At 67.4% G+C, this 20,399-nt stretch carries 16 protein-coding genes; 3 read left to right on the top strand and 13 right to left on the bottom strand.

What is annotated here, in order from left to right; all coding sequences use genetic code 11:
- Positions 1-33 precede the first annotated feature (33 nt).
- The 7 genes from ABFX45_RS20645 to ABFX45_RS20675 form a co-directional block, all read right to left on the bottom strand.
- On the bottom strand, positions 34-798 hold the full coding sequence (locus tag ABFX45_RS20645) for an SGNH/GDSL hydrolase family protein (protein WP_346131711.1): 765 nt from the start codon (positions 796-798) through the stop codon (positions 34-36).
- Positions 799-2,041: 1,243 nt separating this feature from the next.
- The gene (locus ABFX45_RS20650) at positions 2,042-3,061 is read right to left on the bottom strand and encodes an N-acetylglucosamine kinase (protein ID WP_109633091.1); all 1,020 of its coding nucleotides are present in this window, start codon (positions 3,059-3,061) and stop codon (positions 2,042-2,044) included.
- 5 nt (positions 3,062-3,066) lie between these two features.
- Entirely contained in the window at positions 3,067-4,335 is a 1,269-nt protein-coding gene (locus ABFX45_RS20655) for a 6-phospho-beta-glucosidase (RefSeq protein WP_109631370.1), read from the bottom strand.
- Positions 4,332-5,225: a carbohydrate ABC transporter permease gene (locus tag ABFX45_RS20660; protein ID WP_109631373.1), complete on the bottom strand. Its 894-nt coding sequence runs from the start codon at positions 5,223-5,225 to the stop codon at positions 4,332-4,334. The genes ABFX45_RS20655 and ABFX45_RS20660 overlap by 4 nt, the downstream gene beginning before the upstream one ends.
- The gene (locus ABFX45_RS20665) at positions 5,222-6,196 is read right to left on the bottom strand and encodes a carbohydrate ABC transporter permease (RefSeq protein WP_109631376.1); all 975 of its coding nucleotides are present in this window, start codon (positions 6,194-6,196) and stop codon (positions 5,222-5,224) included. Before ABFX45_RS20665 ends, ABFX45_RS20660 begins: the two co-directional genes overlap by 4 nt.
- A gap of 12 nt (positions 6,197-6,208) precedes the next feature.
- The gene (locus ABFX45_RS20670) at positions 6,209-7,534 is read right to left on the bottom strand and encodes an ABC transporter substrate-binding protein (RefSeq protein ID WP_346131712.1); all 1,326 of its coding nucleotides are present in this window, start codon (positions 7,532-7,534) and stop codon (positions 6,209-6,211) included.
- A 16-nt stretch (positions 7,535-7,550) separates the two neighbouring features.
- Positions 7,551-8,762, bottom strand: a complete 1,212-nt coding sequence (locus tag ABFX45_RS20675; protein WP_109631385.1) for an ROK family transcriptional regulator — start codon at positions 8,760-8,762, stop codon at positions 7,551-7,553.
- Positions 8,763-8,888: 126 nt separating this feature from the next.
- Here ABFX45_RS20675 and ABFX45_RS20680 point away from each other — a divergent pair, with 126 nt between their 5' ends.
- Positions 8,889-9,533 (top strand): DUF3159 domain-containing protein, encoded by a 645-nt coding sequence (locus ABFX45_RS20680; protein WP_112231037.1) that lies wholly within the window; start codon positions 8,889-8,891, stop codon positions 9,531-9,533.
- Between the two features lie 329 nt (positions 9,534-9,862).
- On the opposite strand, the gene ABFX45_RS20685 is transcribed toward ABFX45_RS20680, so the two are convergent.
- From ABFX45_RS20685 to ABFX45_RS20700, 4 genes are all read right to left on the bottom strand, one after another.
- On the bottom strand, positions 9,863-10,021 hold the full coding sequence (locus ABFX45_RS20685) for a DUF397 domain-containing protein (RefSeq protein ID WP_346131713.1): 159 nt from the start codon (positions 10,019-10,021) through the stop codon (positions 9,863-9,865).
- Positions 10,018-10,854 carry a helix-turn-helix domain-containing protein gene (locus ABFX45_RS20690; protein ID WP_346131714.1) on the bottom strand — a complete coding sequence of 279 codons (837 nt, stop codon included), beginning with the start codon at positions 10,852-10,854 and terminating at the stop codon, positions 10,018-10,020. Before ABFX45_RS20690 ends, ABFX45_RS20685 begins: the two co-directional genes overlap by 4 nt.
- A 109-nt stretch (positions 10,855-10,963) precedes the next feature.
- The gene (locus ABFX45_RS20695; protein WP_346131715.1) at positions 10,964-11,515 is read right to left on the bottom strand and encodes a DUF3558 domain-containing protein; all 552 of its coding nucleotides are present in this window, start codon (positions 11,513-11,515) and stop codon (positions 10,964-10,966) included.
- A 257-nt stretch (positions 11,516-11,772) separates the two neighbouring features.
- A complete protein-coding gene (locus tag ABFX45_RS20700; protein ID WP_346131716.1) occupies positions 11,773-12,930 on the bottom strand; it encodes a hypothetical protein in 1,158 nt (385 codons plus the stop codon).
- A 41-nt stretch (positions 12,931-12,971) separates the two neighbouring features.
- On the opposite strand from ABFX45_RS20700, the gene ABFX45_RS20705 reads away from it, so the two are divergent.
- Positions 12,972-16,190, top strand: coding sequence for a DEAD/DEAH box helicase (locus tag ABFX45_RS20705; RefSeq protein ID WP_346131717.1), 3,219 nt, complete (start codon positions 12,972-12,974; stop codon positions 16,188-16,190).
- A gap of 101 nt (positions 16,191-16,291) precedes the next feature.
- Positions 16,292-16,498 (top strand): AAA family ATPase, encoded by a 207-nt coding sequence (locus ABFX45_RS20710; RefSeq protein ID WP_346131718.1) that lies wholly within the window; start codon positions 16,292-16,294, stop codon positions 16,496-16,498.
- A 42-nt stretch (positions 16,499-16,540) separates the two neighbouring features.
- On the opposite strand, the gene ABFX45_RS20715 is transcribed toward ABFX45_RS20710, so the two are convergent.
- A complete protein-coding gene (locus ABFX45_RS20715) occupies positions 16,541-17,458 on the bottom strand; it encodes an N-acetylglucosamine kinase (protein ID WP_112231033.1) in 918 nt (305 codons plus the stop codon).
- Positions 17,459-17,509: 51 nt separating this feature from the next.
- The gene (locus tag ABFX45_RS20720; protein WP_428834176.1) at positions 17,510-20,326 is read right to left on the bottom strand and encodes a S8 family peptidase; all 2,817 of its coding nucleotides are present in this window, start codon (positions 20,324-20,326) and stop codon (positions 17,510-17,512) included.
- Positions 20,327-20,399 lie beyond the last annotated feature (73 nt).

A 20,399-nucleotide genomic window follows, 5' to 3' on the forward strand; every position in this document is an offset into this window, starting at 1 on the left:
ATTCGGGGGAGAGTGCCGGTCGGGCCGCTCTTGTCATTGGTAGTTCTCTTCGGTGCACCGCGCCAGCGGCAACAGCTCCGGCCGCTTCGGCGCCAGTCCGTCGCCCATCGACTCGCCCCGCAGCTGCCTGCCGATCCACGGCACCACGTGCTCGCGCGCCCATTTGAGGTCCGCCTTGCGCTGGGTGACCCAGTCCGCCTGCTCCAGCGTTGGCCACGGCTCGTTCCACGCGTCGTCGTCCGCCAGCCCGAGCACCTCGGCGGCCTTGAGCGCGACCCGCTGGTGGCCTTCCGGCGAGAGGTGCAGCCTGTCCTCGCTCCATGCGCGACGGTCGTGCAGCACGTGCATCGACCAGAGGTCGACCATGCGGCAGTGGTAGCGCTCGGCGATCGACCACAGGTGCGTGTTGTAGATGGCGACCTTGCCCCTGAGGCTCCTGAGGAGCGGCGTGGCCCGGGTGTCGAAGCCGGTGAAGATCACGACGTCGCAGCCCGCCGCCCTGAGATCGGCCACGGCCACCTCGTAGACCTCGGCCAGTGCGTCCGGGTCGCTGTTCGGGACCAGGATGTCGTTGCCGCCCCCGCAGAACGTCACCAGGTCCGGTTCGAGCGAGATCGCGAGCGGCACCTGCTCGTCGACGATCTCCTGCAGCATCTTGCCTCTGATCGCGAAGTTGGCGTACCTGAACTCCGGTGCCGTCTCGGCCATCATCGCGGCCAGGCGGTCTGCCCAGCCGACGTAGGTGTCTCCTGGGCCTGGATCGTCCATGCCCTCGGTGAAGCTGTCCCCCAGGGACACGAGACTGTTCCATCGCAGCAGCACAACATCCCCTCACCTAACGCGACTTCCCCTGCTTTGTCTGGCTCTGGCTCGGCCTGCCGGGGCCCTGCGCTGGTCTTGCCTGACTGGCTTCCGCTGCCTGCCTGGCTCGGCCTGGCGTCGGCCCCTGTGCTGGCCCGTGCCTGCCCTGCGTCGGCCCCTGTGCCGCCCTGCCTTGCCCTGGTTGCTTGCTTCGTCTGCGACTCCCGTTCGCAGGCGACTGGTTAGCATGCACAACCAACCGCTGGTTACGCCACCGCCGGTTACGGCATCGTAGGATTTGTTTGCTCTCGGTGACGATGCTTTTACCACTCGTTAGAGGGAAGCTTGAGGGCTATCGAGTGGCGCTGCAGGCGGATTCAGGGGATTCGTCTTGTTTGGTCGCTACCTTCTGGCGGGTGCGTTCTGGTTTGCCGCTTCCCTCCGTTTCGGTGGGTGTCGCGTTTGTCACAGTTGGGGTTCTTGCTGGGCTGGCGATGTCCACCGGGGTTGTGACGGTTCCTGGGCCGTCTGATGCTGCTCCGGTTGAGCCTGAGCTGGCTCAGATCGGTGGGGATCAGCCGCCCATGGAGTTCACCCCTGTGCCTTCCGCCGTTCGGGTGGCGCCGTCGGGGCGGCCGTCTGGGCGGCCTGTGGTTACTTCGCCGCCGCATTCGAATCCTGTTGTCACGCCGGAGGTTGAGCGGGAGGAACCTCGGGTGAGTGTGGTGGGGACGACTGTGGTGCCTTCGGTTTCGTTGCCTTCGTTGTCGTCTTCGGCTGTGTCTGGTTCGCCTTCGTCGTCTGTTGTGGTTGAGCCCTGATCTTGGGGGCCGCCGTTCCGGCGTTTGCGCGCCGGTTGGGTGGGTCGTCCCCCGGTTGCGTTGTCGGTTCCGGACCCCGCCAATCTGACCGCGCCCAACGCAACAGGCGTGCCATGCTCGGCTTCGCCTTCGCTTGAGCTCGCCTTCGGCCTCGCGGTCGGCTCGCCTTCGCGAGATGTGGCGCGTGCCGCGCGAGGACTTGTGTACCCCAAAGGAAAACCCCCGCAGCGACGTCGGCGCGTGACGTCGCTGCGGGGGCCGTGGGACCTTTCCGAAGGGGAGCGCCGCCGCCGATCAGCTCCCCCTCGGAAAGGGGTTGGGCCACTGCTCGGGACGCCGCCGCCTGTCTGCCCCGAGCAGTGGGGTTGGGACCGTCTCAGGGGGCGCCGCCGCCGATCTACCCCCTGAGACGGGGTCTGTCACCCGCTGGCCGCCACGTCCAGGGTGGACGTTGTGGCCGGCAGGTGGTCGTCGTAGGCCGAGCGCAGCCTCAGCTCTGCGCCCGGCGAGGCACCGATGGTGTCCAGGCCCAGCAGTGCGGCGCCTACCACTGGGGGGAGGTCGACCACCCGGACCTGGGCCAGAGGGGCCACGTCCAGGATTTGCCTGCGGACCGGGGCCAGGACTGTTTCGCCCGTGCCGGTCATCACGCCGCCGCCCAGTACGACGTCCACGGCCTCGTCCACCAGGTCGAGCTTGCGCAGTGACACCGTTGACAGGAGAACGATTTCCTCGATCAGGCGGTCGACGATGGACTGGGCCACCGGGTCGCCGTGGCCGGCGACCTTGAAGAGGATCGGGCAGAGGGCGTGCGGGTCGAACTTCACTTCTTCGAAGTGGAGTTTTTCGACCACGTCGGCGATTGAGGTCTCGCCGTAGTGTTCCAGGAGGGCTGGGAGGAGCTCGGTTGGCTTGCCTCGGCCGTCTTCGGCTCGGACTGCCAGCCAGAGGGCTTGTTCGCCCAGGTGGCCGCCGCCGCCCCAGTCGCCGGAGATCGGGCCCAGGGCCGGGAAGCGGTGGGTGCGGCCGTCTGCTGCCACGCCGACTGCGTTGATGCCCGCGCCGCACACCACGGCCACGCCTACACCGGAGGCTGTGCCGGAGCGGAGGAGGGCGAAGGTGTCGTTGCCGACCACTACGGAAGGGGACCAGCCTCGTTCGGAGATCGCTCGCGTCAGGTCCTCCTCCTCGCGGGGCAGGTCGGCCCCGGCCAGGTAGGCGGCTGTGTGCGTGGCGATCGGCTCGTCGGGGGACAGGCCCGCTTGTGCTGCGGCTTCGCGTGCCAGGCTTTCGAACACGTCCAGTCCGCGCTTCATGCCCACGGTCTGCGGCGGGGCGCCGGGGCCGCGCACCTGCGCCAGCACCCTGCCGTCCGCGTCGACCAGCAGCACAGCGGTTTTGCTGTTCCCGCCGTCGATGGCTAGCACCCGGTCGGTCATCGGTTTCAGGCTCCCTTCACCCACGGAAGCAGATCGCGGTTCTGCGCGATCAGCTCGTCGGCCAGCTGGTCCGCGATGGCGTGCTGGCCGATCAGCGGGTGGGCGAGCAGCGCGTTCGCCACTCGGTCGCGGCCGCCGTGGAGTGCCGCCTCCAGTGCCAGGTACTCGTACGCGGTCACGTGCGAGATCAGGCCGGAGATGGACGGTTCCACGGGGCGGACCGGTAGCGGTGCGCCACCAGAAGAATCCACAGTGGACGAAACTTCGATCACGGCGTCGTCGGGCAGGAACGGGAGGGTGCCGTTGTTCTGCACGTTCACCACATGCTTTTCGGCGCCGGCGCCGCCTGTCAGCGCGTGCACCAGTTGTACGGCCGCCTCGGAGTAGTAGGCGCCGCCGCGCTGGCCGAGCTGTTCCGGCTTCGTCACGACCGACGGGTCGCCGTAGATGTCCAGCAGCTCCTTTTCGACCGCTGCCACGACTTCGGCGCGCGGTGGTTCGGTCTGCTGCTTCTTCACGACGGCGTCGTGGTTGTAGAAGTAGTTCAGGTAGTACGAGGGCACCATGTTCAGGCGTCGCATCAGCGCGCCGTCGATGCCGATGTGCTCGGCCAGTCCCTCGACGTGGTCGGAGAGGAGTTCGGGCAGGCGGTCGACGCCGTCGACGTAGACGCCGCGCTCCCACGTGAGGTGGTTCAGGCCGACGTGCTCCAGCTCCACTGTGGACGGATCGACGCCCAGCAGGGCGGAGGTCCAGCGCTGGAACGTGATCGCCACGTTGCACAGGCCGATCGCCTTGTGGCCGTGTTGCAGCAGCGCCCGCGTCACGATGCCGACCGGGTTCGTGAAGTTCACGATCCACGTGTCCTCGCCGGCCAGCCGGCGCACCTTGTCCGCGATGTCCAGGACCACCGGCACGGTGCGCAGGGCCTTGGCGAGGCCTCCGGCACCGGTGGTCTCCTGGCCGACGCAACCGCAGGTCAGCGGGAACGTCTCGTCCGAAGCGCGGGCCTTCTGGCCGCCCACGCGCAGCTGCAGCAGCACCGCGGACGCGCCCTCGACGCCATCCTCGAGCGACGTGGTGGTGCGCACCTTCGCCGGGTGACCCGCGTGCTCCAGCAGGCGCTGGCTGAACGGGCCGACGACGGAGAGGCGGTGCTCGTCCGGGTCGACCAGGACGATCTCGTCCACCGCCAGGCTGGTGCGGCGGCCGGCGATGCCGTCGATCAGCTCAGGTGTGTAGGTGGACCCGCCACCGACGACGGTGAGTTTCATCCCTTGACTCCCGTGAACGTGATTCCCTTGACGAACGACTTCTGGGCGAAGACGAAGAGGACGACGGCCGGGATCATCGTCAGGAACGTCACCGCCATCGACGAGTTCCACTGGACGATGTGCATGCCCTTGAACGTCGCCAGTGCCAGCGACAACGTCCACTGGTCCTTCACTTCGCCGGTGTAGAGCAACGGGCCGAAGTAGTCGTTCCAGGTGAAGAGGAAGCAGAACAGCGCGGTGGCAGCGATGCCGGGCTTCGCCATCGGCACGATGACCCGGACCAACGCCTGGAACTCCGAGCAGCCGTCCACCCTCGCCGCGTCCACATAGGACTGCGGGATGGTGAGCATGAACTGGCGCAGCAGGAAGATGCTGAACGCGTCGAACAAGAAGTAAGGAACGATCAACGGCCACAGCGTGCCCGTCAGGCCGAGTGAGGACCACGTGTCGTACAGGGGCACCGCCACGACCTGCGGCGGCAGCATCATCGCGCCGATGACCAGCAGGAAGGCCAGGTTCCGGCCGCGCCACTGGAGTTTCGCGAGCGCGTAGGCCGCGGGGATCGACGAGATCAGCATGCCGGCGGTCGCGAGCAGCGAGTACGTGAGGCTGTTGATCAGGTACTGGAACAGCGGGGCCTTGTCGAAGACCTCGACGAAGTTCTCCCAGTGCCACTCGCGCGGCCACAGGTCCGCAGTGAACGCCTGGTCGTCGGACATCACCGCGGTGAGGAAGACGAACACGACGGGGGTGGCGAACATCAGGCCGAGCGCGAGGCCGATCGCGTGCGTGGCGACCCAGTTCAGGAAGCCGCCGACGTCGCGCTTCCTGCGCGGCTGCTCCGGATCCGCGGGGACGTCGACCGGTGGTTTGGTCAGCGTGGCGGTCATGCTCCCGGACCCCCTTCCTCGGCGGTGGAGTTCTTGCGCATCCGCTGAACCAGCACGATGGTCACGGCGAACGAGATGATGAACAGGAGCGTGGCCATCGCGGCCGCGTAGCCCATGTCGAAGTAGCGGAAGCCCTGCGTGTACAGGTAAACCGGGAACGTCAGCGTCGAGTTGTCCGGGAAACCGAGATATTTGGTCGATCCCGTCGCGTCCGCGGCTCCCGAGCCGGCCGACCCCGCGACGACCGCCTGTGTGAAGAGCTGCAACGCGAGGATCACCGAGTTCACGATGCCGAAGAGCAGCACCGGCGAGATCGTCGGCAGCGTGACGTGCCACCAGCGCCGGATCGGGCCGGCGCCGTCGAGCTCCGCCGCCTCGTACTGCTCCTGCGGCACGTCGAGGATCGCCGCCAGGATGATGATCATCAGGTCGCCGGAGATCCACAGCATGATCGCGGTGATGCCGGGCTTGGCCCACGCCGGGTCGGAGAACCACAGCGGCGAGTCGATCCCGAAGACACCGAGCAGGTTGTCGACCGGACCACCGTTGGGGCGCAACACCATGAAGAACACGAGTGTCGCGGCCACCGGCGGTGCCAGCGAGGGCAGGTAGCAGAGCGTGCGGATCAACCCGACGCCCGACTTGAGACGAGCGATGACCGACGCCACACCCAGCGCGAACACCGTCCGCGCGATCGTGAGCACCAGGACGAACCACAGCGTGTTCGTGATCGCCTTGATCAGCAGGGGATCCTTGAACATGAACGTGTAGTTGTCGAGGCCGTTGAACTCCGGCGCGTTGATCAGGTCGTACTTCGTGAACGAGAAGACGACCGTGGCGACCAGCGGATAGCCGAAGAACAGGACGAAGCCGATGATTGCCGGGGCCATGAACCCGAGCACGGCGAGACGGTGGCGGGCACGTGCCCGCCCCCTGCCGGGGGCGGGCCGAGCGCCGAGCGTGGCGGTCATCGTGCGAATCCCTTACTTGCCGCTCTTGGCGATCTGGTCGTCGATGTTCTTGTCGACTTCCTTCAGACCGGCTGCGAGGTCCGGCACCTTGCCGGAGGTGTAGGACACCGCGAAGTCCGTGACGGCCTTGATGTGCGCGTCACCGATCGGGGTGACCGGGTTGCCCTTGAGCTTGTCGCTCCTGGCCAGGTCGATGAACGTCTTGAACTGCTCGTCCACCTGGAGCTTCGGGCTCTCCATCGCGGCCTTGGTGCTCGGCACGTTCTTGATGGCGTTGGAGAGGTCGACGATCGTGTCGGTGTCGAACGACAGGTGCTTGATCAGCTCCCACGCGGCGCCGGGGTTCTTGGCGCCCTTGGGAATGCCCATGATCGTGCCGGTGGTGAAGGCGGTGCCGTAGTCGGCGGGCTTCCAGGTCGGGAACGGAGCCGTGCCGAACTTGATCTGCGGCGCCTGGGCCTTGAGGAAGGCGGTGCGGTACTCGCCGTCCATCATGATCGCGATCTTGCCCTGGTGGAACGCGTGGTCGGCCGAGTACTCCTGGCCGAGACCCGCGCGGAAGCGCTCCAGCGCGTCGAAGCCGTAGAAGTCAACGAGCTTCTTCTGGAACGTCATCATCTCGGCGAAACCGGGCGAGGAGGCGAGCGCCGACTTGCCGTCCTTCTCCCACTCGGCACCGAACGACGGAGCCATGATGGTCGGGCGGTTGGCGTAGAAGCCCATCGTGGGCAGGTAACCCGCGACCAGGATGTCGCCGTTCGGCGCCTTCGTGGTCAGCTTCTTCGCCGCTTCGAACAGCTCGTCCAGCGTCTTCGGCGGGGCCGCGACACCGGCCTCCGCCATCATGCCGGTGTTGTAGTACATGGCGTAGACGTCGGTGAGCATGGGCATCGCGCAGCGGTTGCCCTTGTACTCGGTGTACTCGCGGACCGCGGGCGAGATCTGGTTCAGATCGACCTTGTCGCGCTCGATGTAGGACTTCAGCGGCTGGAACGCGCCGGAGGAGCAGAACTGGCCGATGTTGTCCGTGGTGAACGACATCGCGACGTCAGGCGTGTTGCCGGACCGGATGCCCGCGGTGATCTTGTCGTCGTCCTGCGAGCCCTCGTGCTTGATCTCGATGTTCGGGAACTTCTTGTTGAACGTCTTGAGGGCCTTGGTGACCTCTTCGTACTCGCGGTCGGAGTAGTTGCTCCAGACCGTGAGGGTGAGCTTGTCGTCCTTGCCAGGAGCAGCGGCGGCGTCGGAACTGGCGCCGCCACCCTTGCCCGCCGCACATGCGGTGAGGGTCAGCGCTGCGGCGACACAGAGCAAGGCAGCACGGGTGTGCTTGCGCATGTGCACTCCTTCTCGATCAACGTGGGGACCCGGCGACCACAGGGCCGCGGAATGGAGCCGTGGTGGCTGCCGGCAGGCCGAAGACCTGCTCGCGCGCGACGGCCAGTGCCGAGTGCAGTGCGCCGCTGCGCACCGGCTTCCCGGTCACCAGGGCCAGCTGGACCGGAGTCCTCGGCACCACCAGTTGCCGCAGTTCCGCGGCAACGAGATCGTTCAGCGTGGCTCCCCCTGCCTGGGCGATGTCGCCGGACAGGAGGATGAGTTCCGGGTCGAGCACCGCGACGACGCTGGCCACACCCGTGGCGATGCGCCTGGCGAGATCGACCATGAACTCCCTGCCCGCCGGCCCCGCGGCCAACGCCTTGCGCACGGCACCGTGGCCGTTGCGCGCGGCGAGCCCGTGAGCCCTGGCGAGCTTGCAGATCGATGCGTTGCTGAGCAGCTCACCGAACGTGCCGCCGGAGCGGTCGGTGTCGGTGTCGGCCGATGCGCGGTCGGGGATCATCAGCCCGTCGATCTCGCCCGCGCCACCGGAAGCGCCGCGCAGCAGCACCCCGTTGATCACGACAGCGGCACCGACGAGGTCCGCGGGCCAGATGACGACGAAGTCGCGCACCTTCGTGGCCCGTCCGGCGACCATCTCCTCCAGCGCGACGAGGTTGACGTCGTTCTCGACGCTCACCGATGTCGCGAGCTGCTCCCGCAACCGGCCGGGCATGTCGAAACCGCTCCAGCCGGGCAGATGTGGCGCGTAGGCGAGCTCGCCGTTCGCGGGGTTCACCGCGCCAGGGCAGCCCACCACGACGTGCAGCAACTGGTCGGGCGCGAGACCTGCCTGCCCGCACGCCTTGCCGACCGCGCTCACGAACGCCTCGAGCACACCGTGCTTCACGGGCATCGGCGCCTTGTGCTCGGTGAGCACGGCACCGGAGATGTCCGCGATCGCGATGTCGACCGTCTCGGGGGTGAGGTCGATTGCCGCGATGTGCGCGAGGGCCCCGTTGACCGACCACAGCTGGGCACGCGGCCCGCGTCCACCACCGCGCAGTCCGTTGCGGACCACGGTGTCGGCGGTTTCCAGCCGGGTGAGCAGCTGTGCGGTCGCCGGCTTGGAGAGGCCGATCAGGCCCTCCAACTCCGACCTGGTCAGCGGCCCGTTGCGCAGCAGAGCCTCGATGGCTGCGCGGTCGTTGATCTCCCGCAGCAGTCGTGGGCTTCCGGCACGCATTAGGTCCGCTCCTGTCTGTTAACTTTCCAGACGATTTCCGCAGACGGTAGTGACCTGGTTCACCGGGGTCAATCCCCGATATGGGTCCGTTACCTGACTTAGGTTCACCTAAGGCAGTCTGGAACCATGACCGACGTGCGCCAGGAGTCGCTCGCATCACTGCTCGGAGGCCGAGGCGGCGCCCTCGACGCCTCCCTGCCGCCTCTGGCGTTCGTCGCGGGCTGGCTGATCTGGGGCCACTCGATCGGCGCGGGCGCGGTGACGGCCGTGCTGTGCGGCGTCGTGATCGGCATCGTGCGCTTCGCACGCGGCGAGAAGCCCCGAGCGGTGATCCTCTCGGTGCTGCTGGTCGTGGCTGCCGCGCTGATCGCCCTCTACACGGGGCGCGTCGAGGACTTCTTCCTCATCCAGCTGCTGTCCAACGTGGCCTCGGCCCTCGCGTGGGCGGGTTCGATCGCGGTGCGCTGGCCGTTGCTGGGCGTCGTCGTCGGGACGCTGCTGGGACAGAAGGCGCGGTGGCGGCGGGATCCTGCCCTTTTGCGCGCTTACTCGGTCGCCTCATGGGCTTGGGTCGGGCAGTACGTCCTGCGGGTCGCGGTGTTCACGCCGTTGTGGCTCGACGCTCAGGTGTTCTGGCTGGCGACCTTGCGTGCGGCGTTGTCGTGGCCGTTGCAGATCGTGTGCATCTTGGCGTCGGGGTGGCTGCTTCGACGCGCGTTGCCCGCCGGGCATCCCGGGTTCCGGCACCCGCAGGTGCCGGAGCAGGCTTAGCCCTTCAGCTTTCCGACGACGAGCCCGGCGAGCTTCTCGCTGATGTCGCCTGCGATCAGGTACTCGGGGTTGCCGGAGAACACGCTGCCCATGCTCACCACAACGGCGTCCTGGCTCGTGACGCCGACCGTGGTGGTGCAGGTTCCTTCGCCATCCCCGAAATCGCTGGTGACGGCGGGACGTCTTGAGACGCTTCGTCTCCCAGATGCAGGTCGGTTCGTCGTACGGTTCCGGGGCTTTGAAGACGTCCTGAGTGTTGAGCTGGTGGGGTTCACAGGTCCCGTGGACGAGGGCGGCAGGGCAGCGGTTCCGTTGTCAGGCGAAACAGCTCAGCGGCCGGTCGTGAGCCTCAGAAAGGCCGACCACGCGTCCGCCGACACGGGGATGTGGGTGGCCGGCGCCTTGCTGTCCCTGATGCCGACGCTCCGGCCCACCTCCACGCAGTTGTCGCCGCTGCCGCTGTAGCTGCTCTTGCGCCAGGTGGTCATGAGAGGCCCTCCAGGATGTTGTCGATAACCTCCCGGGATTCTGCCTCGGTCAACGCGACGGCCGCGAGGGCCGTCAGGATGTCCTCGTGGACCTTGATGGTCTCCGCGTCGTCGAAGAACAAGCAGTAGTTGACGCTCTCGACGTAGACGACCGGCGGGTACTTCGGGAACTTCATCATCCGGAAGTCGCCGGACGTGCCCGAGTGCATGCCTGCTGAGCGAGGAACGATCCGGAAGCTGATGTACTTCCGCACCGACATCCTGAGCAGGTGGGCCAGCTGTTCCCGCCAGACCTCGACACCGCCAACCGGGAGCTCAAGCGCCTGTTCGTGCACGAGGAAGACGAACTTCCGGCCGGGCTGGAGGATGTTCGCCCTCGCAGCCCTCGTAGCGGCAACCGCAGGGACCTTCTCGGCCTCGATCACCTTTGAGTGCTCGGTGACGACGTAGCAGTATTCGGGTGTCTGCAACAGGCCAGGCACGAGGATCATCGACCAGCAGATGATCTCTTCGGCGTCCTGCTCGTGGTCGATCAACGTGCGCACCTGGTCAGGCACGCCGTCCTCGGGAATCTGGAGCCAGGCCTTGCCCGACTCCCGGAACAGCGCCAGCAGATGCTCACGTTCCTCGACCGTTGCCTGGCAGTAGGCGAGCAGCAGCAGAACGTCCGACTCGGTCACGCCGCCCTTGCCGAGCGTCAGGTCGGAGATCTTGGCTTCCTGCCAGCCGAGCAGTTCGGCGAGGCGGCGGTGGGTCAACCCGGTCCTGGCGATGATGGCGCGAACGCCGTTGCCGAACTCCCGTCCGACCACACTGGACGATCTTTTGGGCATGACGGGAAACGTAGGCCTGGTCCGGCTTCCCGCTCCATCGTTTCCGGTCAAATCTGCCTGAAGGTGGGAGCCATGGAGCAGCTCCATGTTTCACGATCTTGCTTCGAACCTATGGTTTCACATTCGCCACCACTGACGCCGCGACCATCTCGGCGACGTCGCAGTAGTCCGTGTTCTCAGCGGCCTTGGTGAACTCGCCGATGACGTTCACGACTATCGCGTCCTTGTGCGAAGAGTCCACAACGGTGTTGCACATGCCCTTGCCGTCGCCCGCGTCGTAGCTGAACGCCGGATATCCGGAGACCACCGTCTCGCGGTACTTCGTGGCGTCCTTGAACTTCTCCCTCAGTGACTCCATGGTCTGTCCTTTGGTCGCCAACGTGACGCTGTAGGCGGGCTTGGTGACTTTCTGCGGATCCCACCGGCATTGCGGCCCGAGTGGCGCCTGCCTGGGTTCCGGGGTCTTGAGGGTGCCGAGCCCGGCGACCTGGGCGGGCGTGAGCAGGGCGCACGGCTCGTTGGTGAACTTGCTGAGGTCGAGGTCTGGCAACGCTGTCGCAGTGCCCCGCACTTCGGTCGAGCATCCTGCGGCAACGGTTGTGAGGGCCACGGCAACCAGCAGGATCTGTGCGGCGGACGTCAACGGCGCTTTGTGGATCACCACCGCACCTTGACACATCCGAGCGGCTGCCGGTGGCAGAACGTCACAACTCGTGTGCCTTCCGCTGTGATGTGCCGATCGGTGCTTCTTCCGCTTCTCGCCGGAGCCAGGCACCGTGCCGACCCTCCATGAACTCGGCGAAGGGCAGCACAGGGATCCGGTTACCGAGCAATCCAGTTGACGTCAGCGAGATTTCGCCTTGAACGCGGCGGTGCGGGCCGCTTTCGCGATCTTCTTGTCCGGGTGTTCGTCGCCGATCATCGTGAGCACCTCACCAGCCTCGGGGTGCGGCAGCCGCCACATCGCGTCGAAGATCTCCTGCACCCTGTCGTGCGATGCCCCTGGCGGGAACGCTTCCTCGATGTCGCCCGTCGCCGCCACCACGTCCGTGAGGATCCACGCCAGGTCATTGACGTCCGGTTCCTCACCCATGACTTCTGTCTTCGCGTAGGGCCGCACTTCGGGCAGTTCAATGCCGACCGCCACAGCGCCTCGGTGCCCAGTTCGTTCGACCTGATCAGCTGGATGGCGAACATCCGCCCGGTGGCGTCACCGTCCGCCGCGGCGGACAGCAGTTCCTCGCCTGCTTGTTCGGTACCGCGCAACGCAAGCCAGGCCACGGACTCGGCGGCGAGTTCTTCCTCGCCGAGGCCGGGTGCGGCGGCGATCAACTGTGCCGCGGTCATCTGTTCGACGGGTGGCAGCACGGGAATGCTGACGCCCAGCACGGCATACCGTTCGCGCATGCCCCACAGCGCGAGCGGGGTCAGTGCGACGATGTCGTCCTCGATCTTCAGCGCGCCCAGCTCGTGCAGGCGCTTCAGCAGTGCCGGCGAGGGGTCGTCGATGTCCTGGCAGGGGTCGTCGTCGGACTCCTCGGTGAGCCCGGCCCGGACCATCTCACCCAGCTCGTCGGCCGGCAGGCCGTGTCCGCCCGCCAGGAAGAGAGCGAACATCATGGCGGGACCCGCCGGTCCGAGATCGGGATCGGTCTCGGGATCGCCGTCGTACCACACGGACTCGGTCAGCACGAACTCGAATGCGACGTCCCACAGTTCGACCGCGGCCTCGTCGGACCCGTCCGGCCAGTCACCGAGCCCTTCACCCGGCCGGGCGTCGTCGTCGGACAACTCGACGAACTCGACGTTCTCGGCGAGTTCCCACAGCAGCTCGAACTCGCTCTCCGAGCAACCGAGCGCGTCCGTCGCCGCGGCGACATCGGCGCTGAGCTCGTAGTCGTCGACCGCCACCTCGCGGCCATCGAGCCAGGTCGCCACCTCGCGTGCCCTGGTGAGGAGTGCGCTGGTGCGGGCCTGTTCCGCCAACGTCGAGAGGGCGGGCAGCCGGACTGGAGGCAGCTCGTCCGGCAGTCCGAGCTCGGCGGGATCCGGTCCGATCAGGAACTCGTCGTCCACCCTCCGCAACCTACCCGGGAGTGGCTGTTACGTTCGTCCGCATGCCTGCGACCAGTGTCCAGCTCGATGTGGGGGACGTCGAGGACGCCCTTGGCATGACGACCTTCGACCGAGGTGCCGCCTACGCGCGGCAGGGCCGTGTGAAGCGGATCGAGTGGGACGGTGAAGAGCCCGCACTGCACGCGAGCGTGATCGGGCGCGGAGACGTGTACGAGACGTCGGTGTACTTCGACTTCGTTGGCGGCAACGTCATTCAGTTCGCGCAGGGCGAGTGCAGCTGTCCGATGGGTTTCAACTGCAAGCACGTCGCAGCGGTGGTGGTCGCGGCCACGCAGACCGAGCAACCGCGCAAGAAGACCCCGAAGGTGACGTGGGACCAGTCGCTGGAGGCGTTGCTCGACGGCGGGCACGCGGTCGACGCGGACGTGCCGCTGGCGCTCGAGCTGACGTTGAATCAGGCGAACTCCCGTACGGGGCCGGGCTGTTCGCTGTCGGCGCGCATCGTGCGGCAGGGCAAGAACGGCGGCTGGGTCGGCAGCAACCTCAACTGGAACCAGCTGGGCTACTACACCCGTGACTACCGGCACGAGCATGTGCGGCTGTTGCGCGAGATGTACGCGATCTACCAGTCGAACAGCACCGGCTACGGGTACTACGCCGAGAAGACGATCAACCTGCAGTCGTACGAGTCGGACAAGCTGTGGGCGTTGCTCGACGAGGCACGGGAGATCGGCCTCGGTCTGGTCCACGCTCGCAAAGGTCTGGGTGACGTGGCTCGACCGGGTGTCGCGCGGGTGTGCCTGGACGTCACCAGCGCCGGAACGAAGCAGGTGGTCAGCCCGGTGATCACCGTCGACGGTGTCGCGGAGGAGATCGAACCGCTCGGTTTCATCGGCTCGCACGGGCACGGGCTGGTGTACGTCGATCGGGCTCAGGTTCAGGCGGACAGCGACTGCCGCCTCTGGCAGTTCCGGCTGGCGAGGTTCGCCAAACCGGTGCCGCCCCAGCTGCAACGGCTGATGCTGGAGAAGAAGCGGCTCGAGATTCCCAGGGCCGGGCGGACGCGGTTCCGCGAGGAGTTCTACCCGCGGCTACGCCATCTCGCACCGGTGATCTCGTCGGACGGCGCCTTCACACCGCCGGAGATCTCCGGTCCCACTCTGGTTCTGCGCGCGGCACACCGTGCCGAGCACAGGATGGACGTGGACTGGGAATGGACGTATCAGGTCGGCGGCTCCACGGTACGAGTGCCGCTGGACGGCCCGGATCACGACGGCTACCGCGATCCCGACGCCGAACGCGCCGTGCTGGCGTCGGTCGCGCAGTACGTGTCGAGGCCCGAACGCACGAACCTCACCGGCACCGACACGATGCGGTTCGTCACCGAGGTGCTGCCGCTGCTGGCCGGGCTCGACCAGGTGGAGGTCGAGAGCAGTGGCGAGCAGGTCGCCTACCGCGAGGTCAGCGACACGGTGTCGATCGGTGTGTCCACCGGTGAACTGACGGGGGAGACCGACTGGTTCGACCTCGGGATCACCATCAGCGCGGACGGCAGGACGGTCCCCTTCACCGACGTGTTCCTCGCCCTGAACAGAGGCGAGACGCACCTGCTGCTCGCCGACGGCGCGTACTTCTCGCTGGAGAAAGCGGAACTGCGGTCGTTGGCCGCGCTGATCGAGGAAGCGCGGGCACTGCAGGAGAGCTCTTCCGGCGACTCGATGCGGATCAGCCGCTTCCAGGCAGGGTTGTGGGAGGAACTCGCCTCGCTCGGTGTCGTGCAGAGCCAGGCGGAGGCCTGGCAGCGGCAGGTCGAGGGACTGCTGTCGGTCGAAGGCATCCGTGACGCCGAGGTGCCCGCGACGCTCGACGCCCGGCTCCGTCCGTACCAAATGGACGGTTTCGGCTGGCTTTCCTTCCTGTGGGAGGCTCAGCTCGGCGGCATCCTCGCCGACGACATGGGACTGGGCAAGACGGTGCAGTCGCTGGCGCTGATCTGTCACGCGAAGCAGACCGCGCCTGATTCCGCGCCGTTTCTCATCGTCGCGCCTACCAGCGTCGTGTCGAACTGGGCGACCGAGTCCCAGCGGTTCGCCCCAGGTCTGACCGTGAGGGCGATCTCGGAGACCTCGCGGAAGCTCGGCCTGACCCTGGACGAGGCCGTCGAGGGCGCGGACGTGGTCGTCACCTCGTACGCGTTGTTCCGCATCGACTTCGACGCCTACTCGGCGCTGCCGTGGTCAGGTCTCCTGCTGGACGAGGCCCAGTTCGCCAAGAACCACCAGTCGAAGATCCACCAGTGCGCGCGTCTGCTGCCGGCTCCCTTCAAGCTGGCGATCACCGGCACTCCGATGGAGAACAACCTCATGGAGCTGTGGTCGCTGCTGTCGATCACCGCACCGGGGTTGTTCCCGAGCCCGACCAGGTTCCGCGAGTTCTACGCGTTGCCGATCGAGAAGCACGGCGACACCGACCGGCTCGCCGCGCTGCGGAGGCGGATCAAGCCGCTGGTCAAGCGGCGCACCAAGGAGCAGGTCGTCGCCGACCTGCCCGCGAAGCAGGAGCAGGTGCTGGAGGTCGAGCTGCACCCGAAGCACCGCAAGCTCTATCAGACCCAGTTGCAGCGGGAACGGCAGAAGGTGCTGGGACTCGTCGACGACCTGAGCAAGAACAGGTTCACGATCCTGCGTTCGCTGACGCTGCTCCGTCAGCTCAGCCTGCACGCGGGTCTCGTCGACGACAAGCATCATGACCTGCCGTGCAGCAAGGTTGACGCGCTGCTGGAACAGCTGGGTGACGTGATCGAAGGCGGGCACCGCGCGCTGGTCTTCAGCCAGTTCACCGGGTTCCTGGACAGGGTACGGGCGGCGCTGGACGCGGCCGGGGTCGAGTACTGCTACCTCGACGGCAAGACTCGTGGCCGGGCGGCGGTGCTGAAGCGTTTCAAGGAAGGCAAGGCACCGGTCTTCCTCATCAGCCTGAAGGCAGGAGGCTTCGGGCTCAATCTGACCGAAGCCGACTACTGCTTCCTGCTCGACCCCTGGTGGAACCCGGCGACCGAGGAACAGGCGGTCGACCGGACGCACCGCATCGGGCAGACGCGCAGCGTCATGGTGTACCGCCTCGTCGCCAAGGACACCATCGAGGAGAAGGTGATGGCGCTCAAGGCGAAGAAGGCGGAGCTGTTCACGAACGTCATCGACGAGGGAAACGTGTTCGGAGCGAGCCTCGACGCCGATGACATCCGCGATCTGTTCACCTGATCGGTCGCCCTCACGGCCTGCTTGACAGGGTCGGCGGGGTTGGCGCGGGTCCGGCCAGAGTCACGCGAGGAAACTTGTGAAGCTCGGCGACCGGAGAAGGCATGTACGTCTCGCAGGTGAAGCTGGGGAACATCAAAGGGTTCCACGGCGCCCGTGAGGTGGACCTGAGACTCACCCGGCCGGACGGTTCACCTGCCGGATGGACTGTCATCGCAGGCAGAAACGGTTCGGGAAAGTCGACTCTGTTGCAGGCGATCGCCCTCACGCTCGGCGGCCCGCGCGGTTTTCGCAGTTGTGCAGGACTTTGACAACTGGATGACGCACGCGATCTGTAGCGCCTGGCGGTTCAGCTAAGCCGGCCGTGGCGCCGTCGGCCCCAGCACGTCAACGGCTGCCAGCCAGGCCGCGCCCGCCGCTCCCTCCGTCGCCATGATCACCTGGGCGTCGCTGCGCGTGAGCAGTTCCTGTTTCAGATGAGTGCCGACCGGCGTCTTGATCAGGCTGCCCACGAGCACGATCGGGGAGGTGTCGGACGGCTCGCGGACGGCGGAGGCCGTGTCGGCGAGCAACCGTGCCGCGGACGCGACGATCGTCAGGGCCTCTGGATCGCCGTGGTGGTAGGCGGCGCTGACGAGCGGGGCGAACTGCGCCATCGCGATGGGTGGCTGGGCGTTGACGGCGTTGATCAGCTGGCCGCGGCCGCGCGCGCCGGCCGCCGTCAGCACCGCGGTGGCGAGGCCTTCCAGAGGTGCGCCGAGGTCCAGCAGCCTCAACGTCGCGCGGACGGCTTCGCGGCCCAGCCAGAACGCCGAGCCGTCGTCGCCGATCAGCCAGCCGTAGCCGCCGGACTGGGCGACCATGCGGTGGTCCACCACGCGTCCTGCGATGGAACCCGTGCCCGCCACCAGGACCGTGCCGTCGGGGGACGACGTGCCGGTGGCGAAGGCGGCCTCGCAGTCGGTGATCACGCGCATCGGGCACTGCAGGCCCGCGCGTTCCCAGGCTTCCTGGAACAGCGCGGAGATGGCCGGGTCGGACAGTTTCGAGGCACCGGCCATGCCCAGGACGCCGGAGCGGACCTTGCGGGAGTCGAGGCCGTCCAGGGCTTCTGCCAGGGCCTCGCCTATGTGGGCGGCGGCCACCGATGGCGGGTGCGAGTTCGGGTTCGCGCCGCCCGCCACGCCCTGACCCAGGCGGGCGCCGTCGAGATCGAGCACCAGCGCCCTCGTTGACGTGCCACCCGCGTCGAGTCCGACCACCAGATCCATATCGACCGAGTATGCCGAGAGACGCGCGGCGAGGGCACGCCCAACCGGGTGTCACCTGGTCAGCGCGCGGTTACCGGTTGCGTTGTGGTGGAAGAACACCAGCGACCCGGCCGGAACCCGATCACCCGGATGGACCACAGTGGACAGTGACGGGACGACCACCTCGTAGGAGAACACGGCAGAAGGAGCAACGTCGATCAGCTCGTCGGAGTCCGCCGGCGCGATGTAGGGGCTGTCGACGCCGACGGTGTAGGTCACCGGGCCCGGCGGCAGCACCGAGCGCGACACCGGTAGTACGACGACGTCGCTGTCGAACACGTTCGTGTCGGAGGAGCCGTCCAGACCGTTCAGCGGCTGCTCGTCCACGACCTCCTCGGTGCCCGCGACGACGGTGCGCGCCAGCCAGATGTCGGCCGTCACCTCGTCATCGGCGTTGGTCGGCTTCACGGCCGTGGTCACGAAGTCCTTGCCGCCCACGGAGAACCGCACCTCCGGCTGGGTGTTGCTGCCGAGGTTGGTCCACGTGTCCCAGGTCGCGACGCCGAACGCCAGCAGCTCCGGAGTCGCCGTCGCGCCCACGTAACGCAGGTCGCCGCCACGGGCCGTGCGGTTGACGGCACAGTTGTCCTGGACGTCCTGGCCGCAGTCGGGTAGCCGGTCGGAGTGGGCACCGAGCCGCAGGACGGTCATGCGGGCGCGGTAGTCCTGCTGATCAAGACCCTTGCCGACGACCCGCCCGGCGATCACGGTCAGCCGCGACACCGGCTTCGGCGCCGCGTAGACCGGCACCCGCAGCGAACGGTCGCCCGAGAACGTCACCAAGCCGGACGCCTCCGCCAGGAACTGCCGTCCGTCGTCCAGTGCGACGGTGGGGTCTGGTGTCTTGCTCAACGCCGCCGGGTTCAAGATCCACAGCTGCACGCTGACCCGCGCCGACCCGCCCGGCGGCAGCGCCACGTGCGGCGGGATGACCTGGAACGACACGCCGGGAACCGACGTGATCGGCTCATACTGCGCACGCAGGCGGACAGGAGTCGTCCCCTTGTTCAGCAGTCGGATCGTTCGGTGGTTCAGCAGCGGGCCGCCCACCTCGACCGTGCCGAACGACGCATCGCCCACCGCCAGCACGTCGGCTGACAGAGCCGCGAGTCCGTCGACACGGCCGGCGCCGACTCGCATCGGTGCCTCGCGCACGCCGTCGGCAGACCGGACGACACCGGAAGCGGTGTTCATCAACGCTGCCTTGATCTCCGCGACGGTCCACTGCGGATGGGCCTCGCGCAGCAGCGCCGCGATCCCGGCGACGTGCGGTGAAGCCATCGACGTCCCGCCCAGCGAAACACCGCCGGAGGCAGTCCCCGCGGCGGCGGAGAAGACCGTGTCACCGGGCGCGGCCAGCGAGATCGACGAACGAGACCGCGAAGAAGACGGAGTGATCGTGTCCGCGATCGAGGGCTCCAACGACGGCACCGCGAGCTTCAACGCGGACGTCAGGTGCACCGTCAGCGTCCCGGCCTCCAACGCGGGACGCAAAGCGGTAGCGGCCGCCGCCGTCAGCTGAAACGCCGGAATGTGTGCATTACCGGCGATCGCGGCCGCGAACACCGGCAAGGAGGTCGGCAGCAGCACCCCGGCCGCCCCGGCTTTCCAGGCGTTGTCCGTCCGGACCGCGGTACCGCAGGCACGAGTGGCGTCGTTGTCGTCCCACTCCAGCCAGACGATCTTTCCTGCCAGCGGCTCTGCGATCGGCTTGCAGCCATCCACATCGGACGAAAGCCGCACCACCGGCAGCGTGAGGTCGAAGGCCTGCTTGAAACCGAGGCTGTACTGCCCCGGCCACCGCTTGCCGGCCACCTCCAGCCCGTCCAGCATCGAGAACGCGTCCCGGCTGTTCGCCACCGAGATCGCCTCGGGCGAGTTGCCCGGCGACCCTGCCACGTCGTAGGAGTCGCCACCGTTCCCGGCCGCCGCGACGACGACCACCCCGTGCTGCACCAGCTTGCGCACGAACAACGAGTCCGGGTCGTCGGAAGCACCGAAATCGCTGCCCAGCGACAGGTTCACCACGTCGAGCCGGTCGGAGAAGTCCCCGTCACCATTGGGATCGAGCGCCCAGTCCAGCGCCTGTGCGGTCAGGTTCGTCCCGCCCTTGCAGCCGAACACCTTCAGCGCGTAGAGCAACGCGAGAGGCGCCGTCCCCGGTCCGATCTTCAACGAGTCGAGGTCGACGGAGGAGTACGACCCGCGATAGGTGGAGCCGTCGCTGTTCACCCCGAACCCCGCCGCGGTCCCGGCGACGTGTGTGCCGTGCCCATCGCAGTCCATCGGATCCGCGTCCGGCTCCGGCAGCGACCCGGACGTCCCGGTGTACTCGTCACCCGCGAAGTCGTGCCCGCCGACCACCTTCGCGTTCGGGTACGAGCCGCCACCGAAGTCCGCGTGCCGGTAGTCGATCCCGGTGTCGATCACGCCGATGCGGACACCGTCGCCGAACCGCCCGAACGACTTCCACGCGTCGGCGGTCCGTGTGAGACGGACGGCGTGCGCGTTGGCGAGCTTCTTCGGCACCATCCGGTGGACGGCCCGCACCTCGGGCATGCGCGACAAAGCCGACAGGCGGGACTTTTCCGTCGCGAGAACCAGGCCGGGGACGGCGTTGGACGTTCGTGCAACCTCCTGGCCACCTGACCGGGAAACCACTCGAGAAGCCTGGGCCGACGTCCGCTCGCGGGCTGAACGCGCCTGTGTAACGGTCGCCGTGTCGACGGCGGCGACCGAGGTCAGCTCCACGAAAACGGTTACGCGCTCGGCTGGGCCGGATGGTGTGAGCAGTGCGCCCGCCAGGAGTGATGCGGCCACCAACTTCATGATCAACCCCTCCTATTCATCGGACGACTTCACGTCGAGACCTAGACGAACGTGCCCTCGCGGGGCTATACAT

Origin of the sequence: Lentzea roselyniae, assembly GCF_039537795.1 — a bacterium.
Classification (GTDB): Bacteria; Actinomycetota; Actinomycetes; order Mycobacteriales; family Pseudonocardiaceae; genus Lentzea; species Lentzea atacamensis.